Below are 18,438 nucleotides of genomic sequence, written 5' to 3' on the forward strand. Positions count from 1 at the left end.
TTTTGTTAGACAATCGAACAGACTTTCGCTAATCTAATAGAATAGTCTGAATTCAAGACAACATAGGGGGTGTTTCCAATTCGTGTATTCAAACAACTAGCTTGGTTCTTCAAGCTCGAGTGGCGGACGTATGCGCTCGGCATCGTCTTACTCATGTTCGTCGCGGCGCTCGAACTTATACCGCCGCGCATCATCGGACGAATCGTCGATGAAATCAACCGGGGAACGCTTGGAACAGATTTATTATGGATGTTGCTCGGCGGGCTCGCGGCCGTCGGAATCGGGAACTATGTGGCCCGTTTCTTCTGGCGATACTTCATCTTCGGGGCTTCGATTCGCCTCGGTCGGATGTTGCGGAGTCAGCTCTATCGTCATTTCACCGATTTAGATCAACGGTTTTATAAGAAGTCGCGGGTCGGGGATTTGATGGCCCATGCGACAAACGATGTCCAAGCCGTCTCGACGACGGCGGGTGCGGGGATTTTGACACTCGTCGATAGCATCACCATGGGAACGTTCGTCATCATCACGATGGTGACGACCATCAGTTGGAAGTTGACGGTCGTGGCATTGTTGCCGCTGCCAATCATGGTCGCGTTGACGACGCGATACGGCAAACTCTTACATAATCGGTTCGGGGTCGCCCAAGCGGCGTTCTCTGAACTGAACGATAAAGTCCAAGAGAGCGTCAGCGGTGTCCGGGTGTTGAAGTCGACCGGGGAAGTCGGCCGCGACGTTGACTCGTTCGAGAAGCTATCCGACGAAGTCATGGCGAAAAACGTACGTGTCGCGAAAATCGACGCCTTGTACGACCCGACCATCTTCGGGATTGTCGGCCTCTCGTATATCTTGTCGATCGGTTATGGCGCGTATTTGATTGAACAAGGAGAGCTGACCATCGGACAGATCGTTAGTTTCACCGCCTATCTCGGCTTGCTCACGTGGCCGATGCTTGCTTTCGGCTGGCTGTTCAATATCGTCGAACGAGGGCGGGCGTCTTACGACCGGATCGAGCGGATGCTCGCCGTCAAACCTGAGATTCAGGATGATCCGATGGCGGCGACGAAACTCGCCCATTCGGAGATTGAAGCGGATATTCGTGCGTTCCGTTATGACGAGACGCCCGTCCTGCAAGACGTCACATTCCGCCTCGAACGCGGACGGACGCTCGGACTCGTCGGCCGTACCGGTTCTGGTAAGACGACGATTGTACGCTTGTTGACACGAGAGTATGACGTGCATGATGGGACGATCAAAATCGGTGGTGCCAACATTCGCCAAGTGAAAAAATCACTCCTGCTCGATAAAGTCGCCGTCGTCCCGCAAGACCATTTCTTGTTCAGCGATTCGATTGCGAACAATATCGCATTCGGCAAACCGGAAGCGAAACTCGACGAAATCATGGAGGCGGCAAAAATCGCCGAGGTTCATGATGACATCATGCGGCTGCCGGAAGGATACGCCACGCTCGTCGGGGAACGGGGTGTGACGTTGTCGGGTGGTCAGAAGCAACGGATTTCAATCGCACGTGCCCTCATGATTGAGGCGGACGTGTTGATCCTCGACGATGCCCTCTCGGCTGTCGATGCGAAGACGGAGGAGGCGATCATCGAGCATTTCCGGACCGGGAACCCTGACCAGTCCCGCTTGATCGTGGCGCATCGACTGTCTGCGGTCGAGCATGCTGATGAGATTCTCGTTCTTGAGGACGGTCGAATCATCCAACGCGGGCGTCATCAGGACTTGATTCGCGAGCCCGGTTGGTACAAAGACACGTACGATCGCCAACAACTCGAGGCGATTGTCGAAGGAGGTGGCCACCATGAAGCATGACGTTCAGGAATGGGCGGTCATCAAACGCCTGTTGGCCTACACGAACCGCTACGCACGTCCGCTCGGACTCGCTTTTGTGTTCTTGCTGCTCGCCACCGGCGCAAAACTCGCAGGACCGTTCTTAATCAAAGTGTTCATCGATGAGTTCGTGACGCCTGGCGTCTATCCGACAAACTGGGTCGTCACCTTGCTCGTTGTTTATTTGGTCTTGCATGTGTCGGCGATCATCTTCGACTACTTGCAGTCGATCTCGTTCCAAAAGATTGCCTTGAAGATCGTGCAAAACATCCGGATGGATATCTTCCGACATGTGATGGGGATGCGGCTCGCCTACTTTGACCGGACTCCGGCGGGAGTGCTTGTCTCTCGAATCACGAACGACACCGAGGCCGTCAAGGAACTGTATGTCGGGGTAATGAGCACGTTCGTACAGTCAGCGGTTCAATTGGTCGGGACGTACGTGTTCCTTTATATCCTCGAACCGACGCTCGCGACGATGGGGCTCGTCCTTGTTCCGCTGTTTTGGCTCATCATCTGGGCGTATCGCCGCTATTCGACAAAATATTTTGCCCAAGTGCGTGACTTGTTGTCACAACTGAACGGGCAATTGAATGAATCGATCAACGGGATGGGAATCGTTCAACAGTTTCGTCAAGAAGAGCGGCTCGTCCGCCAGTTCGAAGAAACGAACGAGGCCCACCAAGAGGCACGTTATCGAAACTTGAAGCTCGACAGCATGTTGCTGCGACCAATCATCGAGCTGTTGCTCGCCTTCTCCATCATTGGACTGCTCGGCTATTACGGCGTCTTGTCGACGACCGAGCAAGTGCAGGTCGGGGTCGTCTATGCCTTCATCAGCTACATCGAGCGCATCTTCCGTCCGGTGCTCGACATCATGCAACGCTTGAGCGAGTTTCAACAGGCGGTCGTCTCGGCGGACCGTGTCTTCAAAATCTTGGACACGGATGAGCCGGCTCCAGGAAAGAGTCTTGCCGGTCCTGCTGAAATCGGCTCCGGGGAAGTCCGGTTCGAGAACGTCACGTTCAGCTACGATGGGGAAGTCGATGTATTGAAACAGATATCATTCGTCGCCAAACCAGGCGAGACGGTTGCCCTCGTCGGTCACACGGGTAGCGGGAAGAGTTCGATCATCAACCTGTTGACCCGGTTCTATCCGTATCAATCAGGCCAAATCACGATCGATGGGTATCCGATTGAGCAGTTCGAGGAAGCCGAGCTCCGAGCCAAAGTCGGGCTTGTGCTCCAAGATCCATTTTTGTTCACAGGGACGATCGAGGATAACTTGAAACTGTTCAATCCGACAATCGACTCGGACAAAGTCCGAGAAGCGGCCGAGTTCGTGCAAGCTCATACGTTCGTCGAGAAGCTTGAGGCCGGTTACGGACATACGGTCGGTGAGCGCGGCGCGACATTCTCGAGCGGGGAACGGCAACTGCTCGCCTTCGCCCGGACGGTCGCCCGTGACCCGAAGATTTTGATTTTAGATGAGGCGACGAGTTCGATTGACACCGAGACCGAGGAGCGTGTCCAGCTCGCCCTCGATCGGATGAGACGGGGACGGACGACGATTGCCATCGCGCATCGTCTGTCGACGATTCAAGATGCCGACTTGATTCTCGTCCTTCATCGGGGTGAGATCGTCGAACGAGGTAACCATCAGGCGCTTTTAAAACAGGATGGGCTGTACAAAAAGATGTACGAACTTCAATCTGGTCAACGTCTGATGTCATAAATTACAAAAAAGACACCGTCAAGGTGTCTTTTTTCCATGGAAAAAGCCCGCCACTTGAAGGAAGGACGGGCCGTTTGGTTCGATTAATTTATGTGGTCTGAAGCGTGTATGGCTAGGACGTGACGTGTAATCAGCTTGTCCAATTCTTGGCTGACATGAATCACTTCTGGAGACGTCCAACTGTGCTGCGAGGCGATTTCATACAGTTCATCGCGTTTCTGTTCAATGGCATAATGTAAGTTTTCAGCTGTGATGACCGCCACGGTGTTTCCCCCATCATTGTAAGATCGATACTGACTAATAAGAATATCCAAATCTTAGCATCTAACACTACCGTTTACAAGTTTCATTTCCATTTCAAAGATTACAAATTCAATCATGTAAGGTGCTCGGAAAAAGATGCGAGCATTTTGAAAAGGTTTTCGCTATAATGGGGCTGAAAGGTGGAAGATCGCATGGAAGTCACACTTTGGCTCGCATTTGGGGCGGGCGTCTTATCATTTTTATCACCGTGCACGCTACCGTTGTATCCAGTCTTTTTATCGTATATCACTGGGGTCTCAGTCTCTGATTTAAAGAGCGAGGGACTGCGACAACGCACGGCCTGGTTTCACACGTTCTCATTCTTGATTGGTTTCTCGATCGTCTTCCTCGTGCTCGGTCTGTCGACCTCGCTCATTGCCGACGTGTTCATTCAATATAAGGATAGTTTGCGCATGTTCGGTGCCATCCTCATCTTCGTATTCGGCGTCTTTTTGGCGGGACTTTGGCAACCTAGTTTCATGATGCGCGAGAAAAAGCTCGCTTTAGGGGAGCGTAAAAGCGGCTACTTTGGAACGGCATTGATTGGAATTGGATTCGCGGCGGGGTGGACCCCGTGTACCGGACCGATTCTTGCCGGTGTCATCGCGCTCGCGGCCTCGAACCCGAGTCAAGGGATGGGCTATATGTTGGCGTACGTCATCGGCTTCGCCATCCCATTCCTCATCATGGCGAGCTTTGTCGGGAAAATCAAATACTTGGCGCGCAACAGTGCCAAGGTGGCAAAATTCGGAGGTTATTTGATGATGGCCTTCGGCGTCGTATTATATTTTGATGGCATGAATCGCTTCGCTGCTTGGATGAGCGAATTAGTAGGATTCACCGGATTTTAAAAGGGGTTGACCGAATGTCGATATTTTGGGGATCGACCCTCGTCGCACTAATGATGGGCCTGATTGCGAGCTTCGTTCGCGTCAAAGCATCGGCACGTCCGACGAATGCTAAAAAGATCTTGATTCCGCCCTTGGCGATGTCGACCGGGATGTTGCAATTTCTCGTCCCGGCGTTTCGATTGACTTGGCTCGAGGTCGGAGAAGCTTTAATCGTCGGATTGATTTTCAGCGTATTTCTCATCAAGACATCGAACTTCGAGAAACGTGATGGTGAGGTGTACTTATCCCGCTCAAAAGCGTTCTTTATCGTCGTCTTCGTCTTATTGGCGATTCGGACGGTCATGAAGGCGTTTCTCGGAGACGAAGTCAATATTTTCGCGACGGGCGGATTGTTCTATTTGATTGCCTGGGGCATGATCGTCCCCTGGCGCATCGCCATGTACCAAAAATATAAACAAATCGCTTCAACATGAACGGCGTCCCTCGCGAGGGACGCCGTTTTGTCGATTATGAAGATTTTTTCGTCATGGCGGCTTCCGTCTCGGCATCGATCCCGGTGTTCGCTTTGACGAGGATGCGTTCGAAGTTTCCGGCGACTTCGTCCGACTTCGTTACGTACGTCCCGACGATGGCGGCGAGGAAGCCGAGCGGGATCGAGACGATCCCCGGGTTCGTGAGCGGGAATAACGCCTCACCGATAAAGATTGCCGAGCCATCCGGTGCCCACACGTTCGGGCTAATGGCGACGAGGAAGAGGGACGAGAATAATCCGACGACCATGCCGAACACAGCACCGCCCGTATTGAACCGTCTCCAATAAATCGTGAACAAAATGACCGGCAAGTTCGCGCTGGCAGCGACAGCGAATGCGAGTGAGACGAGAAATGCGACGTTCATCGATTGGGCGAAGAAGGCGAGTCCCATCGAGACGAGCGCGACCGCGATCGAAGCGATACGGGCCGCTGTGACTTGTTCTTTTTCGGTCGCTTCGCCCTTCCGGATGATATGACCATAGAAGTCGTGGGCGAATGCCGAGGCCGCCGATAGGACGAGTCCTGCGACGACGGCAAGGATCGTGGCGAAGGCGATGGCGGCCACGAAAGCGAACAATAAGTCACCGCCGAGCACTTGGGCGAGGAGCGGCGCGGCCATGTTCCCGGCCGGGTTGGCGGCGACGATGGCGTCCGATCCGACGAACGCGGCGGCCCCAAATCCGAGGAAGATCGTCAGTATGTAGAACGCACCGATGACCCATGTCGCATAGACGACGGATTGTCGTGCCGTCGGTGCATCCTTGACCGTGAAGAAGCGGATGAGAATGTGCGGCAGACCGGCCGTCCCAAGGACGAGTGCCAAATTGAGTGAAATCGTATCGAGCGGGAGCTTGAACTTGTTGCCAGGGTTCAAGAAGCTCTCCCCGAGCGGTGTCGCCTTACTGACCTCGGAAAACATGGTGAAGACGGAGAAGTCAAAGCGGGCGAACACGAGGAACGAAATGATGGCGGTCCCGATCATCAACAAGACGGCTTTTGTGATCTGTACCCATGACGTCGCGGTCATCCCCCCGAAAACGACATAGACGGTCATTAAGATTCCGACGACGATGACGCTCGTCGTGTAGGGGATGCCGAGCAAGAGCTCGATGAGTGCCCCGGCGCCGACGAGTTGGGCGATCATATAAAAGATGGAGATGACGATGGCATTCATGGCGGCAACCCCACGCACACGCGGCTTGTTGAAGCGTGCCGCAATCATATCGGCCATCGTATACTTCCCGAGGTTACGGAGCGGCTCGGCGACCAAATAAAGGACGACGAGGTAGGCAACGAGGAAACCGATCGAGTAAAAGAACCCATCGAACCCGGCGAGGGCAATCATCCCGGCAATCCCGAGGAATGAAGCGGCCGACATATAATCACCGGCGATGGCCAGACCATTTTGAAATCCGGTCAAACCACCGTCGGCCGTGTAAAAGTCGCTTGCGGTCTTTGTCTTTCGGGCGGCGAAAAATGTGATGACGAGCGTGAGTCCAACAATCGCGACGAATAGAAGAATAGCTGTCCAGTTCATCGTCCATCCTCCTCTTGTTTGATGGCTGCGACGAGCTCGTCGAAGCGGCGGGCCCGGCGGCTATACATGACACAGAACGTCCAGGTCATGAAGAATTGAGCGAAGGCGAGCGCCCAGGCCCAAGTAATTTCACCGGCGACAGCGATGTTCAAGAACGTGAAGTAGCTCGTGGAGATTGGTAACGTAAAATAAAAGATGAGTGAGAAGATGATGGATGGAACAATGAACCGGTTCTTTTCTTGCATCAACTTGTGGAATGACGAGCTCTCGACGATTGTTTCGGCGGAGCGAGTGCTGTCAGTTCGCGTGACGTGCGTGACATCATGCATCGGAAAACCTCCTTTTGGAATCAAGATACGTACATTATAGAAATGTAAATAAAGGAAAAGCTATCCATTTTTTATTGCTAAAACCTATACATATTATACTAATATTGGTCATACCACTTTATTGTAAGCGTTTTCAATATTGTCTATATTATGAACGATATTTAAGAATAATTAATCTGTCGGAAAAAGGTACTTTGGACCTAGTAGTCGTATGGCACAATTTCCGTTTCGCATAACTTAGTTGAACTGTTGAAGACAAAAAAAGATGCCAAGCCCAAGGCCGGCATCTCGTTTCATCATTGTTGGAAATAATGTTGATACATTTTCCAGTCGATTTGTTCTTCTTCAAGCGCCTTTTTTAAAAATTTATGGTCCCGTTTCGGTGTCGCGGCGATATAGCCTTTGACGACGAGCTCGGTCGTCATTTCACGGGCCCGCGTCTCGAGAGCGAACTGTCCGATTTTGCCCGCAATCTTTCGGATGGCGACGTCGCGGAACAGCTCCGGTACCGGTGTGACGAGACGATCAAGCAATGTACGCGTCTCCGGTGTCCATAAGTGGCGTGTCTTGTCGATGTAATCATCCTCGATGTCGAGGAGTGAGCGCCCGTCTTCTTTCGGCATTCGTTTTAAAAATTTGCGGAACATGAAGTAGCCGCCGATCGACATCAACCCGATCATCACGAATCCCCAGAAGACAATGAAATACATCACCAAGTTTTCTGGCATCGTCTTTCCCCCGTTCTGTCATTTCACGATCATTCAAGCTAAGTATACAAAAAAGGGGCGCGATACAAAAGCTACAGCTATCCGTTCCTTACTATAAAGATGGACGAAACGCGTGGGCTTCGTTAGAATAGATAGCGTTGCAATGAGCAAGAGCCAGTGTAAATCGTAATGTTCAGAAAGGAAAGAGCCATACATGAACCAATTAAAACAAGAAGTTGAGAAGCGGCGTATTTTCGGCATCATCTCGCACCCGGATGCCGGTAAGACGACGCTCACTGAGAAATTGCTCCTTCACGGGGGAGCCATCCGTGAAGCGGGGACGGTCAAAGCCCGTAAAAACTCTAAACACGCCAAATCTGACTGGATGGAGATCGAGAAACAACGTGGAATCTCGGTCACGTCATCGGTCATGCAGTTCGTCTATCAAGACAAGGTCGTCTCGATCATGGACACACCAGGACACAACGATTTCGGGGAAGACACGTATCGCGTCTTGACGTCGGTCGACAGTGCCGTCATGGTCATCGATGCGGCCAAAGGGATCGAGACGCAGACGAAGAAATTGTTCCAAGTCTGTCGGATGCGCGGGATTCCGATTTTCACGTTCATGAACAAGCTTGACCGCCAAGCGAAAGATCCGCTCGAGCTCATGGAAGAACTTGAAGAAGTGCTCGGCATGCCTTCGGTCGCCGTGACTTGGCCGATCGGGAGCGGAATGCAGTTCGAAGGGGTATACGATCGCTTAAAAAACGAAGTGCACTTGTTCCGTGGTGACAAAGGGACGCTCACGTTGAACGAGGATGGGGTCAATGATCCAATCCTCGCCGATCACTTGACGGAAGAGAACTTGACGAACCTTCGAGATGAAATCGATCTTCTCGACGGTGCCGGCAATGAAATCGACGTCGATGCGATCCAGCACGGGAAATTGACGCCGGTCTTCTTCGGGACGGCGCTCGTCGACTTCGGGGTGACGTCATTCTTGAATCACTACCTTGATATGTCACCGGCGCCTGAGGCACGTAAGTCGAACGTCGGTCCAATCGACCCGACGTCAGAGGACTTCAGCGGCTTCGTCTTCAAGATTCAAGCGAACATGAACCCGGCCCACCGCGACCGCATCGCTTTCGTTCGCATCTGTTCGGGCGTCTTTGAGCGCGGCATGGATGTCACGCTCACACGGACGGGCAAAAAGATCAAGTTGAGCCAGTCGACACAGCTCATGGCCAACGACCGGGAGACGGTCGACAAGGCGTTCGCTGGAGACGTGATCGGGATTTATGATTCGGGCACGTATCAAATCGGTGATACGATCACGACATCGAAACAAAAAATCGCGTTCGAGGCGTTGCCGACGTTCCCACCAGAACTCTTTATGCGCGTCTCGCCGGTCAACTCGCTCAAGTCGAAACATTTCCACAAAGGTGTCGAGCAGCTCGCCCAAGAAGGAGCGATCCAAGTGTACCGTAACGAGTATAACGAGATTTATCTCGGTGCGGTCGGTCAACTCCAATTCGAAGTGTTCGAGTATCGCTTGAACAATGAGTACGGCGTCGACATCCGCATGGAGCCGGTCTCATACAGCGTCGCCCGTTGGGTGAAGGACAAGGAATTAAAGGCGCTCAAGCCGTTCCAGGACTCACGCAACATGCTCGTGACAGACCGCTGGGAGCGTCCCGTGTTCTTGTTCGCCAACGAGTTCACGTTCGATCGCTTCAAAGAACGGTATGAAGATGAGCTCACGCTCGTCGACGCCCTCGACGTCAACGTCGAGATCGGCGCAGAATAATGGATGGACGGCTCTTCATAGGGCCGTCTTTTTTTGTTTCAGTGACTTGGTTGATTTTGATAAGTTTTACTTATGACTAATTTGTGACGGAATGTATTTTACGTCACGCTATAGTTGTATTATGATAAACATGTGATAAGTAAGCGATTACGGCACATGCCGAAGTCGCCGCTTTCAAAAAGGGGGATATCGTATGGAACAGACGAACGTATTAGACGCTTTCAAATCTCGGACGCAGTTCGAGGTCAATGGCAAAGCGTACGATTATTACCGGCTCAAAAAGCTTGAAGAAGAAGGGGTGACGGAACTTAGTCGACTTCCGTACTCGATTCGTGTGTTGCTCGAATCTGTACTTCGCCAGCAGGATGGCCGCGCCATCACGAAAGAACATGTCGAGAACTTGGCTAAATGGGGTACTGCCGAAGTCTCGAAAGACATCGATGTTCCGTTCAAACCGGCTCGCGTCGTCCTTCAGGACTTCACGGGTGTACCGACGGTCGTTGACCTCGCTTCACTTCGTAAAGCGATGGCCGACCTCGGTGGAGACCCGAACAAGATCAATCCGGAAATCCCAGTCGACCTCGTCGTCGACCACTCGGTCCAAGTCGATGCGTACGGTTTCGCCGGCGCACTCATGAAAAACATGGACATCGAGTTCGAGCGTAACGAAGAGCGCTACAAGTTCTTACGTTGGGCCCAGACGGCGTTCGACAACTATCGTGCCGTCCCGCCAGCAACAGGGATCGTCCACCAAGTCAACTTGGAATACTTGGCTTCGGTCGTGCTCGAAAAGAATGATGGGACGGGCAATGTCGCCTATCCGGACTCGCTCGTCGGAACGGACTCGCACACGACGATGATCAACGGACTCGGTGTCCTCGGCTGGGGTGTCGGTGGAATCGAAGCCGAAGCGAGCATGCTCGGACAACCGTCTTACTTCCCGGTACCAGACGTCGTCGGCGTCAAAATCATCGGTGAAGTCAACCCGGGTGTCACAGCGACAGACGTCGCGCTCGTCGTCACAGAGATGCTCCGTAACGAGAAAGTCGTCGGCAAGTTCGTCGAGTTCTTCGGACCGTCGCTTCACACGATGCCGCTCTCGGACCGGGCAACGATCGCCAACATGGCACCTGAATATGGTGCGACATGTGGCTTCTTCCCAGTCGATACAGAGACGCTCAACTACATGCGCACGACAGGTCGCCCAGAAGAATTGATCGACCTCGTCGAAGCCTACTCGAAAGCGAACGACTTGTTCTATACGCCAGACCAGGCTGACCCGTCGTTCACGAAAACGCTCACGCTCGACTTGTCGAAAGTAGAGCCGTCGCTCGCTGGACCGAAACGTCCACAAGACCGGATCAACTTGTCAGACCTTCAGACGGCGTTCGTCGACAGCGTGACAGCACCAGCCGGACACAGCGGTTTCGGTCTTGAAAAAGCCGAGCTTGAGAAGACGGCAGCTGTCAACTACACGGACGGCGGTGTCGACATGCGTACAGGTGACGTGGCAATCGCAGCGATCACAAGTTGTACGAACACGTCGAACCCATACGTCATGGTCGGAGCAGGTCTCGTGGCGAAGAAAGCCGTCGAACGTGGTCTCACGGTTCCGAAATTCGTGAAGACGTCGCTCGCACCAGGCTCGAAAGTCGTTACCGATTACCTCGATAAAGCCGGTCTCACGCCGTATCTCGACCAACTCGGTTTCAACACCGTCGGTTACGGATGTACGACTTGTATCGGAAACTCGGGTCCACTCGACCGCGAAGTCGAAGAAGCGATCACATCGAACGATTTGCTCGTCTCGTCGGTCCTCTCGGGGAACCGTAACTTCGAAGGCCGTGTCCACCCGCTCGTGAAAGCGAACTTCTTGGCGTCACCGCCACTCGTCGTCGCGTACGCGCTCGCCGGATCGGTCAACTTCGACATCATGAACGAGTCGTTCGGAACGGACAAAGATGGCAACGATGTCTTCTTCAAAGACATCTGGCCATCAAACGATGAAATCAAGATGGTCGTTCAAGACGTCGTCTCACCGGAAGCGTTCCGTAAAGAGTACGACACGGTGTTCACAGGAAACGAGCGTTGGAACGCCCTCGACGTGCCAGAAGGCAACTTGTATGACTTCTCGGACGATTCAACGTATATCCAAAACCCGCCATTCTTCGAAAACCTCGAGCCGGAAGCGGGCGTCGTCCATGCGTTGAACGGACTCCGCGTCATCGGGAAGTTTGCTGATTCGGTCACGACCGACCACATCTCACCAGCCGGAGCATTCTCGAAAACGACACCAGCTGGCCAATACCTTCAATCAAAAGGTGTCGCACCGCTCGACTTCAACTCGTACGGCTCACGCCGCGGAAACCACGAAGTCATGATGCGCGGTACGTTTGCGAACATCCGTATTCGTAACCAAGTCGCACCAGGCACTGAAGGCGGCTTCACGACGTACTGGCCGACTGGCGAAATCATGCCGATGTACGATGCGGCCATGAAGTATAAAGAGCAGGGCACAGGCCTCGTCGTCTTCGCTGGGAACGACTACGGCATGGGCTCGTCACGTGACTGGGCAGCCAAAGGAACGAACTTGCTCGGCATCCGTGCCGTCATCGCGCAAAGCTTCGAACGGATTCATCGCTCGAACCTCGTCATGATGGGCGTCTTGCCGCTCCAGTTCATGGACGGAGAGTCAGCGGACTCACTCGGACTCACAGGCGAAGAGGCGATCGACATCCAAGTCGACGAATCGGTCCGCCCACGTGATATCCTGAACGTCAAAGCGACTCATGAGAACGGTACGGTGACTGAATTCAAAGTCGTCGCCCGCTTCGATTCTGAAGTCGAGATCGATTACTACCGTCACGGTGGAATCTTGCAGATGGTCCTCCGTAACAAATTGAAATAAGCCAACTGACCTTCCTTTGAAAAAAGGAAGGTTTTTTTAGTGAATGTGCGAATATAAGGTGAGACGGTGCACGATATCGGGAAGAGAATGGGGAGAGGGGGGAGTGTATGGAGCGACAAACGAAATCAGGCAAAAACTGGTGGCAACGGCTGACGCAAAAAGAGGAAGTGACGGAACAGGAAGTCGACATCACGCTTCCTCAGTTGCGGGAGGCGATCCACGAGTATGAGCAGACGTTGCCGAAAGGCGTCAATCGGACGGTGCTCCTCGATGAAGCACAGGAAATCGATCTTGCGCGTTTGAAGAAACATTTACCTGGCAAACCGAGGCAGCGATTTTACATGTCGAAAGAGACGTTTCACATCGTTCCCGAAACTGAACGGGAAGTGGTCTATGAGATGGATCAAGTCCAGCGGGCGCTCGATTTATATTTCGAACAAGAAAAAAAATTACCGCTCCGAAAATTCCAACAGACGTTACAACTTGATTTGACACGATTACGTGAAGGCGGGTATTTAAAAGTGTTGCCGAAACGGCCTTATTACGTCGTGGACGAGACATTGATCGTCTCGCTAGAACCGAAGCCGCAAGAGTGACGAAACGGTATCGTCACTCTTTTTGTCAGCGGCGCGATTACACGCCGAGGGGTTGAGTCGGGTTTATAAACTATGTTACGGTGGAAAACGTATATGAAAATAAGAAAATTGAATAGGAGTGAGATTATGGAAAGAAAAAGCCAAGTGACGACCGTTTTTCTCGTTTCAGCCATCATCACGGTCTTGTTCACAATTTGGGGCGTCTTCCCGGAGAGCCTCCTCGGTAACGCGAGTCTCTTGAACGTGACGACGAAGTTACAAGGTTGGCTCTCGAACGGGATGGGTTGGTTTTATTTACTCAGTGCGACCGGAATATTACTTGTCGCCGTCTTTTTAATTTTTTCAAGATTTGGTTCGATTCGACTCGGAAAAGATACGGACCGACCAGAATTCAGCTACATGACATGGTTCGCCATGTTGTTCAGTGCCGGGATGGGGATCGGACTCATCTTCTGGGGGGCGGCAGAACCGTTGTCGCATTTTCACACACCACCATTCGAATCACCAACGCCTGAAGGCGATGCACGTACCGCGATGCGTTATTCATTCTTCCATTGGGGCTTCCACCCGTGGGCAATTTATGCGATGATCGCGCTCGCCATTGCTTACTCGACGTTCCGCAAAGGTCGTCCGGCGACGATTGGAGAGACGATCGGTTCGCTCGTCAATGATCGCTATGAACGTCCGGTCAAACAGACCGTTGATATTTTGGCCGTCATTGCGACCGCTTTCGGTGTCGCTACTTCGCTCGGTTTCGGGGCTCAGCAAATCGCAGGTGGTTTGCATTACTTGATTCCAGGCGTGCCGAACGCGTTCTCGACACAACTGATCATCATCGCCGTCGTGACGGTGCTCTATATGATCAGTGCTTCGACGGGTCTCGAGAAAGGGATTCGAATCTTGAGTAACACGAACATCTTCCTTGCCATCGTCTTGCTCGGGGCAACACTAGTGGCTGGACCGAGTGCATTCATCCTCGATTTGTTCACACAGACGATTGGGACGTATTTGCAACAGTTGCCGACGATGAGTTTCCGTACGGGTGCATTTGAACCTGTCGAACGGGAATGGATCAACGGGTGGACGATTTTCTATTGGGCATGGTGGATCTCATGGTCACCATTCGTTGGAACGTTCATCGCCCGCGTCTCAAAAGGTCGCACGATTCGTGAGTTCATCATCGGGATTCTACTCGTTCCGACATCGTTCGGTCTACTTTGGTTCTCTGTCTTCGGTGGATCGGCGATCTGGGCTGACTTGTTCGGCGGCGCAGCACTGATCGACCAAGTCAACGAGATCGGGACGGAAGTCGGGTTGTTCGCCTTGTTCGAGACGTTCGGCGGATTTGGGATGGTACTCAGTATCGTGGCCATCTTCCTGATTTCGACATTCTTCATCACGTCAGCGGATTCGGCCACCTACGTGCTCGGAATGCTGACGACGAACGGGAAACTGATCCCGCCGATGCGCATCAAGTTGATTTGGGGCTTCATCCAGTCCTCAATCGCTGCCGTCCTCTTATATGCAGGTGGGCTCGGGGCGCTACAAGCGGTCGCGATTCTCGTCGCCTTCCCGTTCATCTTCGTCTTGATTCTGATGATCGTCGCCTTGTTCAAGGACTTGGCCGACGAACCGGACGAGCGGGACAAGTGGATTGAAGCGTATAAAGACGAAGAAGATAAACTCGGATAAGTTGAAAGGTCTCCATACGGAGGCCTTTTTTTAGTGGTTAATGTTTTGCAGGACCCTCTCGCTAGTGTAGGATAGTAAGTGAAGAAGATTGGGAGGGCATTCTATGAAACAACACGTAAAGAAGCGATTGAGTTGGGTGATTTTTGCCGGTATTCTCATTGTCGGCGCCCTGCTCGCCTATAACTTTTATTTGGTCACCAATTTAAATGACGACGACGGCCGCACTAATCGGGCCGAGCCGTTCTATACGTCTGTGGTCATCGGCTATGAAGAGAAAAAGTTGCCGGAGGACGGGGAGACGTTAGAAGTTCGTGAATATAAAGTGACATATGATGAAGACGGGCACTTCGTGTCCGAGGTCGTAGAGGGACCGAACGTCGGCGCCCGTGCCGAGTGGGACGGGACCGTCTATCGTGAGTTCAATCCGGACGGCGATGAGACGAACAGCCAAGAGACGAGTTCAGGCGCGGTCGCCCCGCACCCGTTCTTGTCGCGGGCGACGAACGAACAGATTCGTAAATGGCTAGACGACGGAACACTTGGCTCGAGCGAAGGCGATGTCGATATCATCGGTCGTACGGCACAAGCGTTCGTCAAGAAAGAAACACCGGAAGCCGTCCCAGCGGAATGGGTCGAGAAGTATCCATCGATTTTCAGTGAGGATGAGAATGAAGAAGCGGTGACCTATTACGTCGATGCGAACGAGCGAATCCTGCTCGCCGCCGAGTCGCGTAACAACGGAAAGTTGTTCCATTCGATTCGCATGACTTCTTTTGAATCACGATAATCCGGCGAGGAGCAGACTGAGACGTCGGCTCCTTTGTCGTCTAAAAAGGAGAATATTATGAAACAGATCACCTTGGAGCAAGTCCAAACCGATTTGACGGCTTGGGAAGAAGGTGGGCGCGTCGATGAAGCGGCTCTCCTGTCCTACGCCCATTGGTCACGTGCGACCGGGCATCGTCAAGAATTGATTCGCACACTGACACTACTCGCGACGAGACGGTTACAGCACCGTCAGTCGATCGACCCGCTGTTAACTCGTTGGGTGAAAGAGTTGGAGTCGCTCGGTGCTTTGCCGCCAGCCCTTCGTGTCAGTCAATTGTATGATCTTTTGCGACGCCACAAGCAACAGCTGCATGTCGAGTGGCCGAAGCTGCGTGAGACGGATTACGCGTCGATGAAAGTTCAAATATTGACCGAATATGAGTCGAAGACATCCGAGTTGCTCGAACATCTCGAGCAGCTTCACGATGAAATTGACCGCGCCAAATCTGATTTACGGGACTCGGAGTTTAAAGGGCAACTCGAACGTCTGTTCATCGTCGTCATCGAAGCGATGCAAGAAGTGGCCGCGCTCGAAGACGACACGGCCTCGCTCTTGGCGTCGATGCAAGGGAATTATTTCAGCCGCGAGGCGTTTCACCGCTTCGGCGAACGAGTCGGTCTCGTCAAGGAACGACTCGACGCGATCGTTGCGTTGTTACCAGAACAAACTGAAGCGACACGGTCGAGTGCGATTGAGTCGCTTGAGTCGATGATTGGCTTGTTTGACGTGAAGCAACGTGTCAAAGCATGGTATCGGTTCTTGTTGTTCCAGAAAGAGCGTGAGAAAGCGGGGTTCTCGTCCAAACACCAACCTTCGCTCCATCTCGTGTTCACGGGAAACCCAGGGACCGGTAAGACGACGCTCGCGCGTCTCATGGCCGAGATTTATTTCGAGCTCGGTCTGCTCGCACGTCCCGATGTCGTCGAGGCAGACCGGTCGAGTCTCGTCGGTGCGTTCGTCGGTCAAACGGAAGAACAAGTCATGAATAAGGTGAAGGAAGCCGAGGGCGGTGTCTTATTCATCGACGAGGCGTATGCCTTGAAACGTCAAGATGCGAGTGGGAGTGACTATGGACAAGCAGCCATCGACACGCTCGTCGCCGCGATGACGAGCGGGGAGTATGCGGGAAAATTTGTCGTGATTCTCGCCGGTTACCCGGAAGAAATGCGTCATTTTCTGCTCGCGAACCCGGGACTTCGTTCCCGCTTCCCAGAATCCAACCATTACGAGCTCCCGAATTACAGTGATGACGAACTCGTCGCCATCGGTGAAAAAGTGGCGGCGGAGAACAACTACGTCCTGACGGTCGAAGCGAAGCGCGCCTTGATTGCGCGAATCGACCGGGAACGGGTCGACGCGACGTTCGGCAACGCGCGGACGGTGCACAACATTCTACTCGACGCCATGTTCAAGAAAGGGTCGCGATTTGGTGCCGACGCCCCACTCGACGAGATGGCGCTCCTGACAGAAGTCGATTTTGATATGGATGCGACCGAGGATACGTCCGGTCCGACACTCGACGATTTGGTCGGGATGGATGAGGCAAAACGTCAACTGCGCGAGATCGAGGCACTCGTCACGATTCAGAAGCGTCGGCGTGAACTCGGGTTGAAGACGGCACCCGTCCAGCTCCATGCCGCCCTCGTCGGGAACAGCGGGACCGGAAAAACGACGTTTGCCCACCTGTACGCCCAGCTCTTGAAGAAGACGGGCTATTTGAAACGCGGACATTTGAAAGTCGTCAGCCGGGCCGATCTCGTCAGCGGCTATGTCGGGCAAACGGCACAAAAAACGAAAGCCGCGATTCGAGATGCGCTCGGTGGCGTGCTGTTGATCGATGAGGCATACAGCCTGAATGGAGGGCCGAACGACTACGGGCGCGAAGCGATTGATACGCTCGTCGACGAGATGCCAAAGCATGGAGACAACCTCGTCGTCGTGATGGCGGGCTATGAGGCACCAATGCGTCGCCTGATCGACTCAAACCCAGGGCTCAACAGCCGGATCAAACGGACGATTCACTTCGAGGACTACTCGCTTGAACAGCTCGTCGATATCGCCAAGAAGTATGCCGCAAAATTCGGCTATACGTGTGATGAAGATGTCAGTCTGGCACTCCTTGACCGTCTAAAAGAAATCGACCGACCGAATGCACGGACGGCCCTATCGTTGATCGATGAAGCGATCGCGAGACAATCATATCGTTTGATCGAAGCATCGTCACAAGACAGTGAATTGAATCGGATTTTAGTAGTAGATATTAAGACCAAGTTATAATATAATCAAGTTGAAAGTGAGGACGATTCAATGCATACGATTCAGATTCCGGTCCGCTATCAGGAGACCGACATGATGGGCATCGTCTATCATGCAAACTATTTAGTATATCTTGAAATGGCACGCACCGAATTGTTGCGCCAGCTCGGGGTCGAATATAAAGACATGGAGGAAGCTGGATTTGTTTCCCCAGTAACGAACGTCTCGGTCGATTATAAGAAGAGCGTGACGTACGGAGATACAGTCCACGTACGAGTTTGGGTCGATAGTTATTCGAAGGTCCGGACGGTCTATGGTTATGAGTTGACTGATCAAAACGGTCATCTCGTCGGTTCGGCGAAGACGACACATGTCGTCGTCAAACGCGGCGACTTCAAACCGATTCGACTCGACCGTGAGTTTCCTGAGTGGCATGACATGTATATGCGCGTCATGAGTCCCGTCTTATAACAGTGGTTCTTTTGTACCGTCAGTATGGTA

15 protein-coding genes are annotated in these 18,438 nt (G+C 52.8%); 11 read left to right on the forward strand and 4 right to left on the reverse strand.

The window, feature by feature from the left end; genetic code table 11:
- Positions 1–78 precede the first annotated feature (78 nt).
- Together KNP75_RS05955 and KNP75_RS05960 are read left to right on the forward strand one after the other, a co-directional pair.
- Positions 79–1,833 (forward strand): ABC transporter transmembrane domain-containing protein, encoded by a 1,755-nt coding sequence (locus KNP75_RS05955; RefSeq protein ID WP_215190400.1) that lies wholly within the window; start codon positions 79–81, stop codon positions 1,831–1,833.
- A complete protein-coding gene (locus KNP75_RS05960; RefSeq protein WP_215190026.1) occupies positions 1,823–3,586 on the forward strand; it encodes an ABC transporter ATP-binding protein in 1,764 nt (587 codons plus the stop codon). Before KNP75_RS05955 ends, KNP75_RS05960 begins: the two co-directional genes overlap by 11 nt.
- An 83-nt stretch (positions 3,587–3,669) precedes the next feature.
- Here KNP75_RS05960 and KNP75_RS05965 read toward each other — a convergent pair whose 3' ends face one another.
- Entirely contained in the window at positions 3,670–3,849 is a 180-nt protein-coding gene (locus KNP75_RS05965; protein WP_034777785.1) for an aspartyl-phosphate phosphatase Spo0E family protein, read from the reverse strand.
- A 192-nt stretch (positions 3,850–4,041) separates the two neighbouring features.
- Here KNP75_RS05965 and KNP75_RS05970 point away from each other — a divergent pair, with 192 nt between their 5' ends.
- Complete coding sequence (locus KNP75_RS05970; protein WP_034777784.1) at positions 4,042–4,740, forward strand: cytochrome c biogenesis CcdA family protein; 699 nt, start codon at positions 4,042–4,044, stop codon at positions 4,738–4,740.
- Between the two features lie 20 nt (positions 4,741–4,760).
- Positions 4,761–5,213: a CcdC family protein gene (locus KNP75_RS05975; RefSeq protein WP_034779932.1), complete on the forward strand. Its 453-nt coding sequence runs from the start codon at positions 4,761–4,763 to the stop codon at positions 5,211–5,213.
- Between the two features lie 34 nt (positions 5,214–5,247).
- Here KNP75_RS05975 and KNP75_RS05980 read toward each other — a convergent pair whose 3' ends face one another.
- The 3 genes from KNP75_RS05980 to KNP75_RS05990 form a co-directional block, all read right to left on the reverse strand.
- The gene (locus KNP75_RS05980; protein ID WP_215190027.1) at positions 5,248–6,810 is read right to left on the reverse strand and encodes a solute symporter family protein; all 1,563 of its coding nucleotides are present in this window, start codon (positions 6,808–6,810) and stop codon (positions 5,248–5,250) included.
- Positions 6,807–7,139, reverse strand: a complete 333-nt coding sequence (locus tag KNP75_RS05985) for a DUF485 domain-containing protein (protein ID WP_215190028.1) — start codon at positions 7,137–7,139, stop codon at positions 6,807–6,809. Before KNP75_RS05985 ends, KNP75_RS05980 begins: the two co-directional genes overlap by 4 nt.
- A gap of 296 nt (positions 7,140–7,435) precedes the next feature.
- Complete coding sequence (locus tag KNP75_RS05990) at positions 7,436–7,867, reverse strand: DUF2621 family protein (protein ID WP_034777781.1); 432 nt, start codon at positions 7,865–7,867, stop codon at positions 7,436–7,438.
- A 193-nt stretch (positions 7,868–8,060) separates the two neighbouring features.
- On the opposite strand from KNP75_RS05990, the gene KNP75_RS05995 reads away from it, so the two are divergent.
- The 7 genes from KNP75_RS05995 to KNP75_RS06025 all read left to right on the forward strand — a co-directional run bounded on the left by KNP75_RS05995 (position 8,061) and on the right by KNP75_RS06025 (position 18,408).
- Positions 8,061–9,656 (forward strand): peptide chain release factor 3, encoded by a 1,596-nt coding sequence (locus tag KNP75_RS05995; RefSeq protein WP_138859343.1) that lies wholly within the window; start codon positions 8,061–8,063, stop codon positions 9,654–9,656.
- A gap of 193 nt (positions 9,657–9,849) precedes the next feature.
- Positions 9,850–12,564, forward strand: a complete 2,715-nt coding sequence (gene acnA / locus KNP75_RS06000) for an aconitate hydratase AcnA (RefSeq protein ID WP_214753210.1) — start codon at positions 9,850–9,852, stop codon at positions 12,562–12,564.
- A gap of 107 nt (positions 12,565–12,671) precedes the next feature.
- Positions 12,672–13,160 (forward strand): DUF3939 domain-containing protein, encoded by a 489-nt coding sequence (locus KNP75_RS06005; RefSeq protein ID WP_084592824.1) that lies wholly within the window; start codon positions 12,672–12,674, stop codon positions 13,158–13,160.
- 126 nt (positions 13,161–13,286) lie between these two features.
- Positions 13,287–14,852: a BCCT family transporter gene (locus tag KNP75_RS06010; RefSeq protein WP_215190029.1), complete on the forward strand. Its 1,566-nt coding sequence runs from the start codon at positions 13,287–13,289 to the stop codon at positions 14,850–14,852.
- Between the two features lie 103 nt (positions 14,853–14,955).
- Entirely contained in the window at positions 14,956–15,639 is a 684-nt protein-coding gene (locus KNP75_RS06015) for a hypothetical protein (protein WP_034777768.1), read from the forward strand.
- 57 nt (positions 15,640–15,696) lie between these two features.
- Positions 15,697–17,958: an AAA family ATPase gene (locus KNP75_RS06020; protein ID WP_215190030.1), complete on the forward strand. Its 2,262-nt coding sequence runs from the start codon at positions 15,697–15,699 to the stop codon at positions 17,956–17,958.
- 30 nt (positions 17,959–17,988) lie between these two features.
- A complete protein-coding gene (locus tag KNP75_RS06025) occupies positions 17,989–18,408 on the forward strand; it encodes an acyl-CoA thioesterase (protein ID WP_034777763.1) in 420 nt (139 codons plus the stop codon).
- Positions 18,409–18,438 lie beyond the last annotated feature (30 nt).

The organism is Exiguobacterium sp. s6 (assembly GCF_018618155.1).
Classification (GTDB): domain Bacteria; phylum Bacillota; class Bacilli; order Exiguobacteriales; family Exiguobacteriaceae; genus Exiguobacterium; species Exiguobacterium mexicanum_A.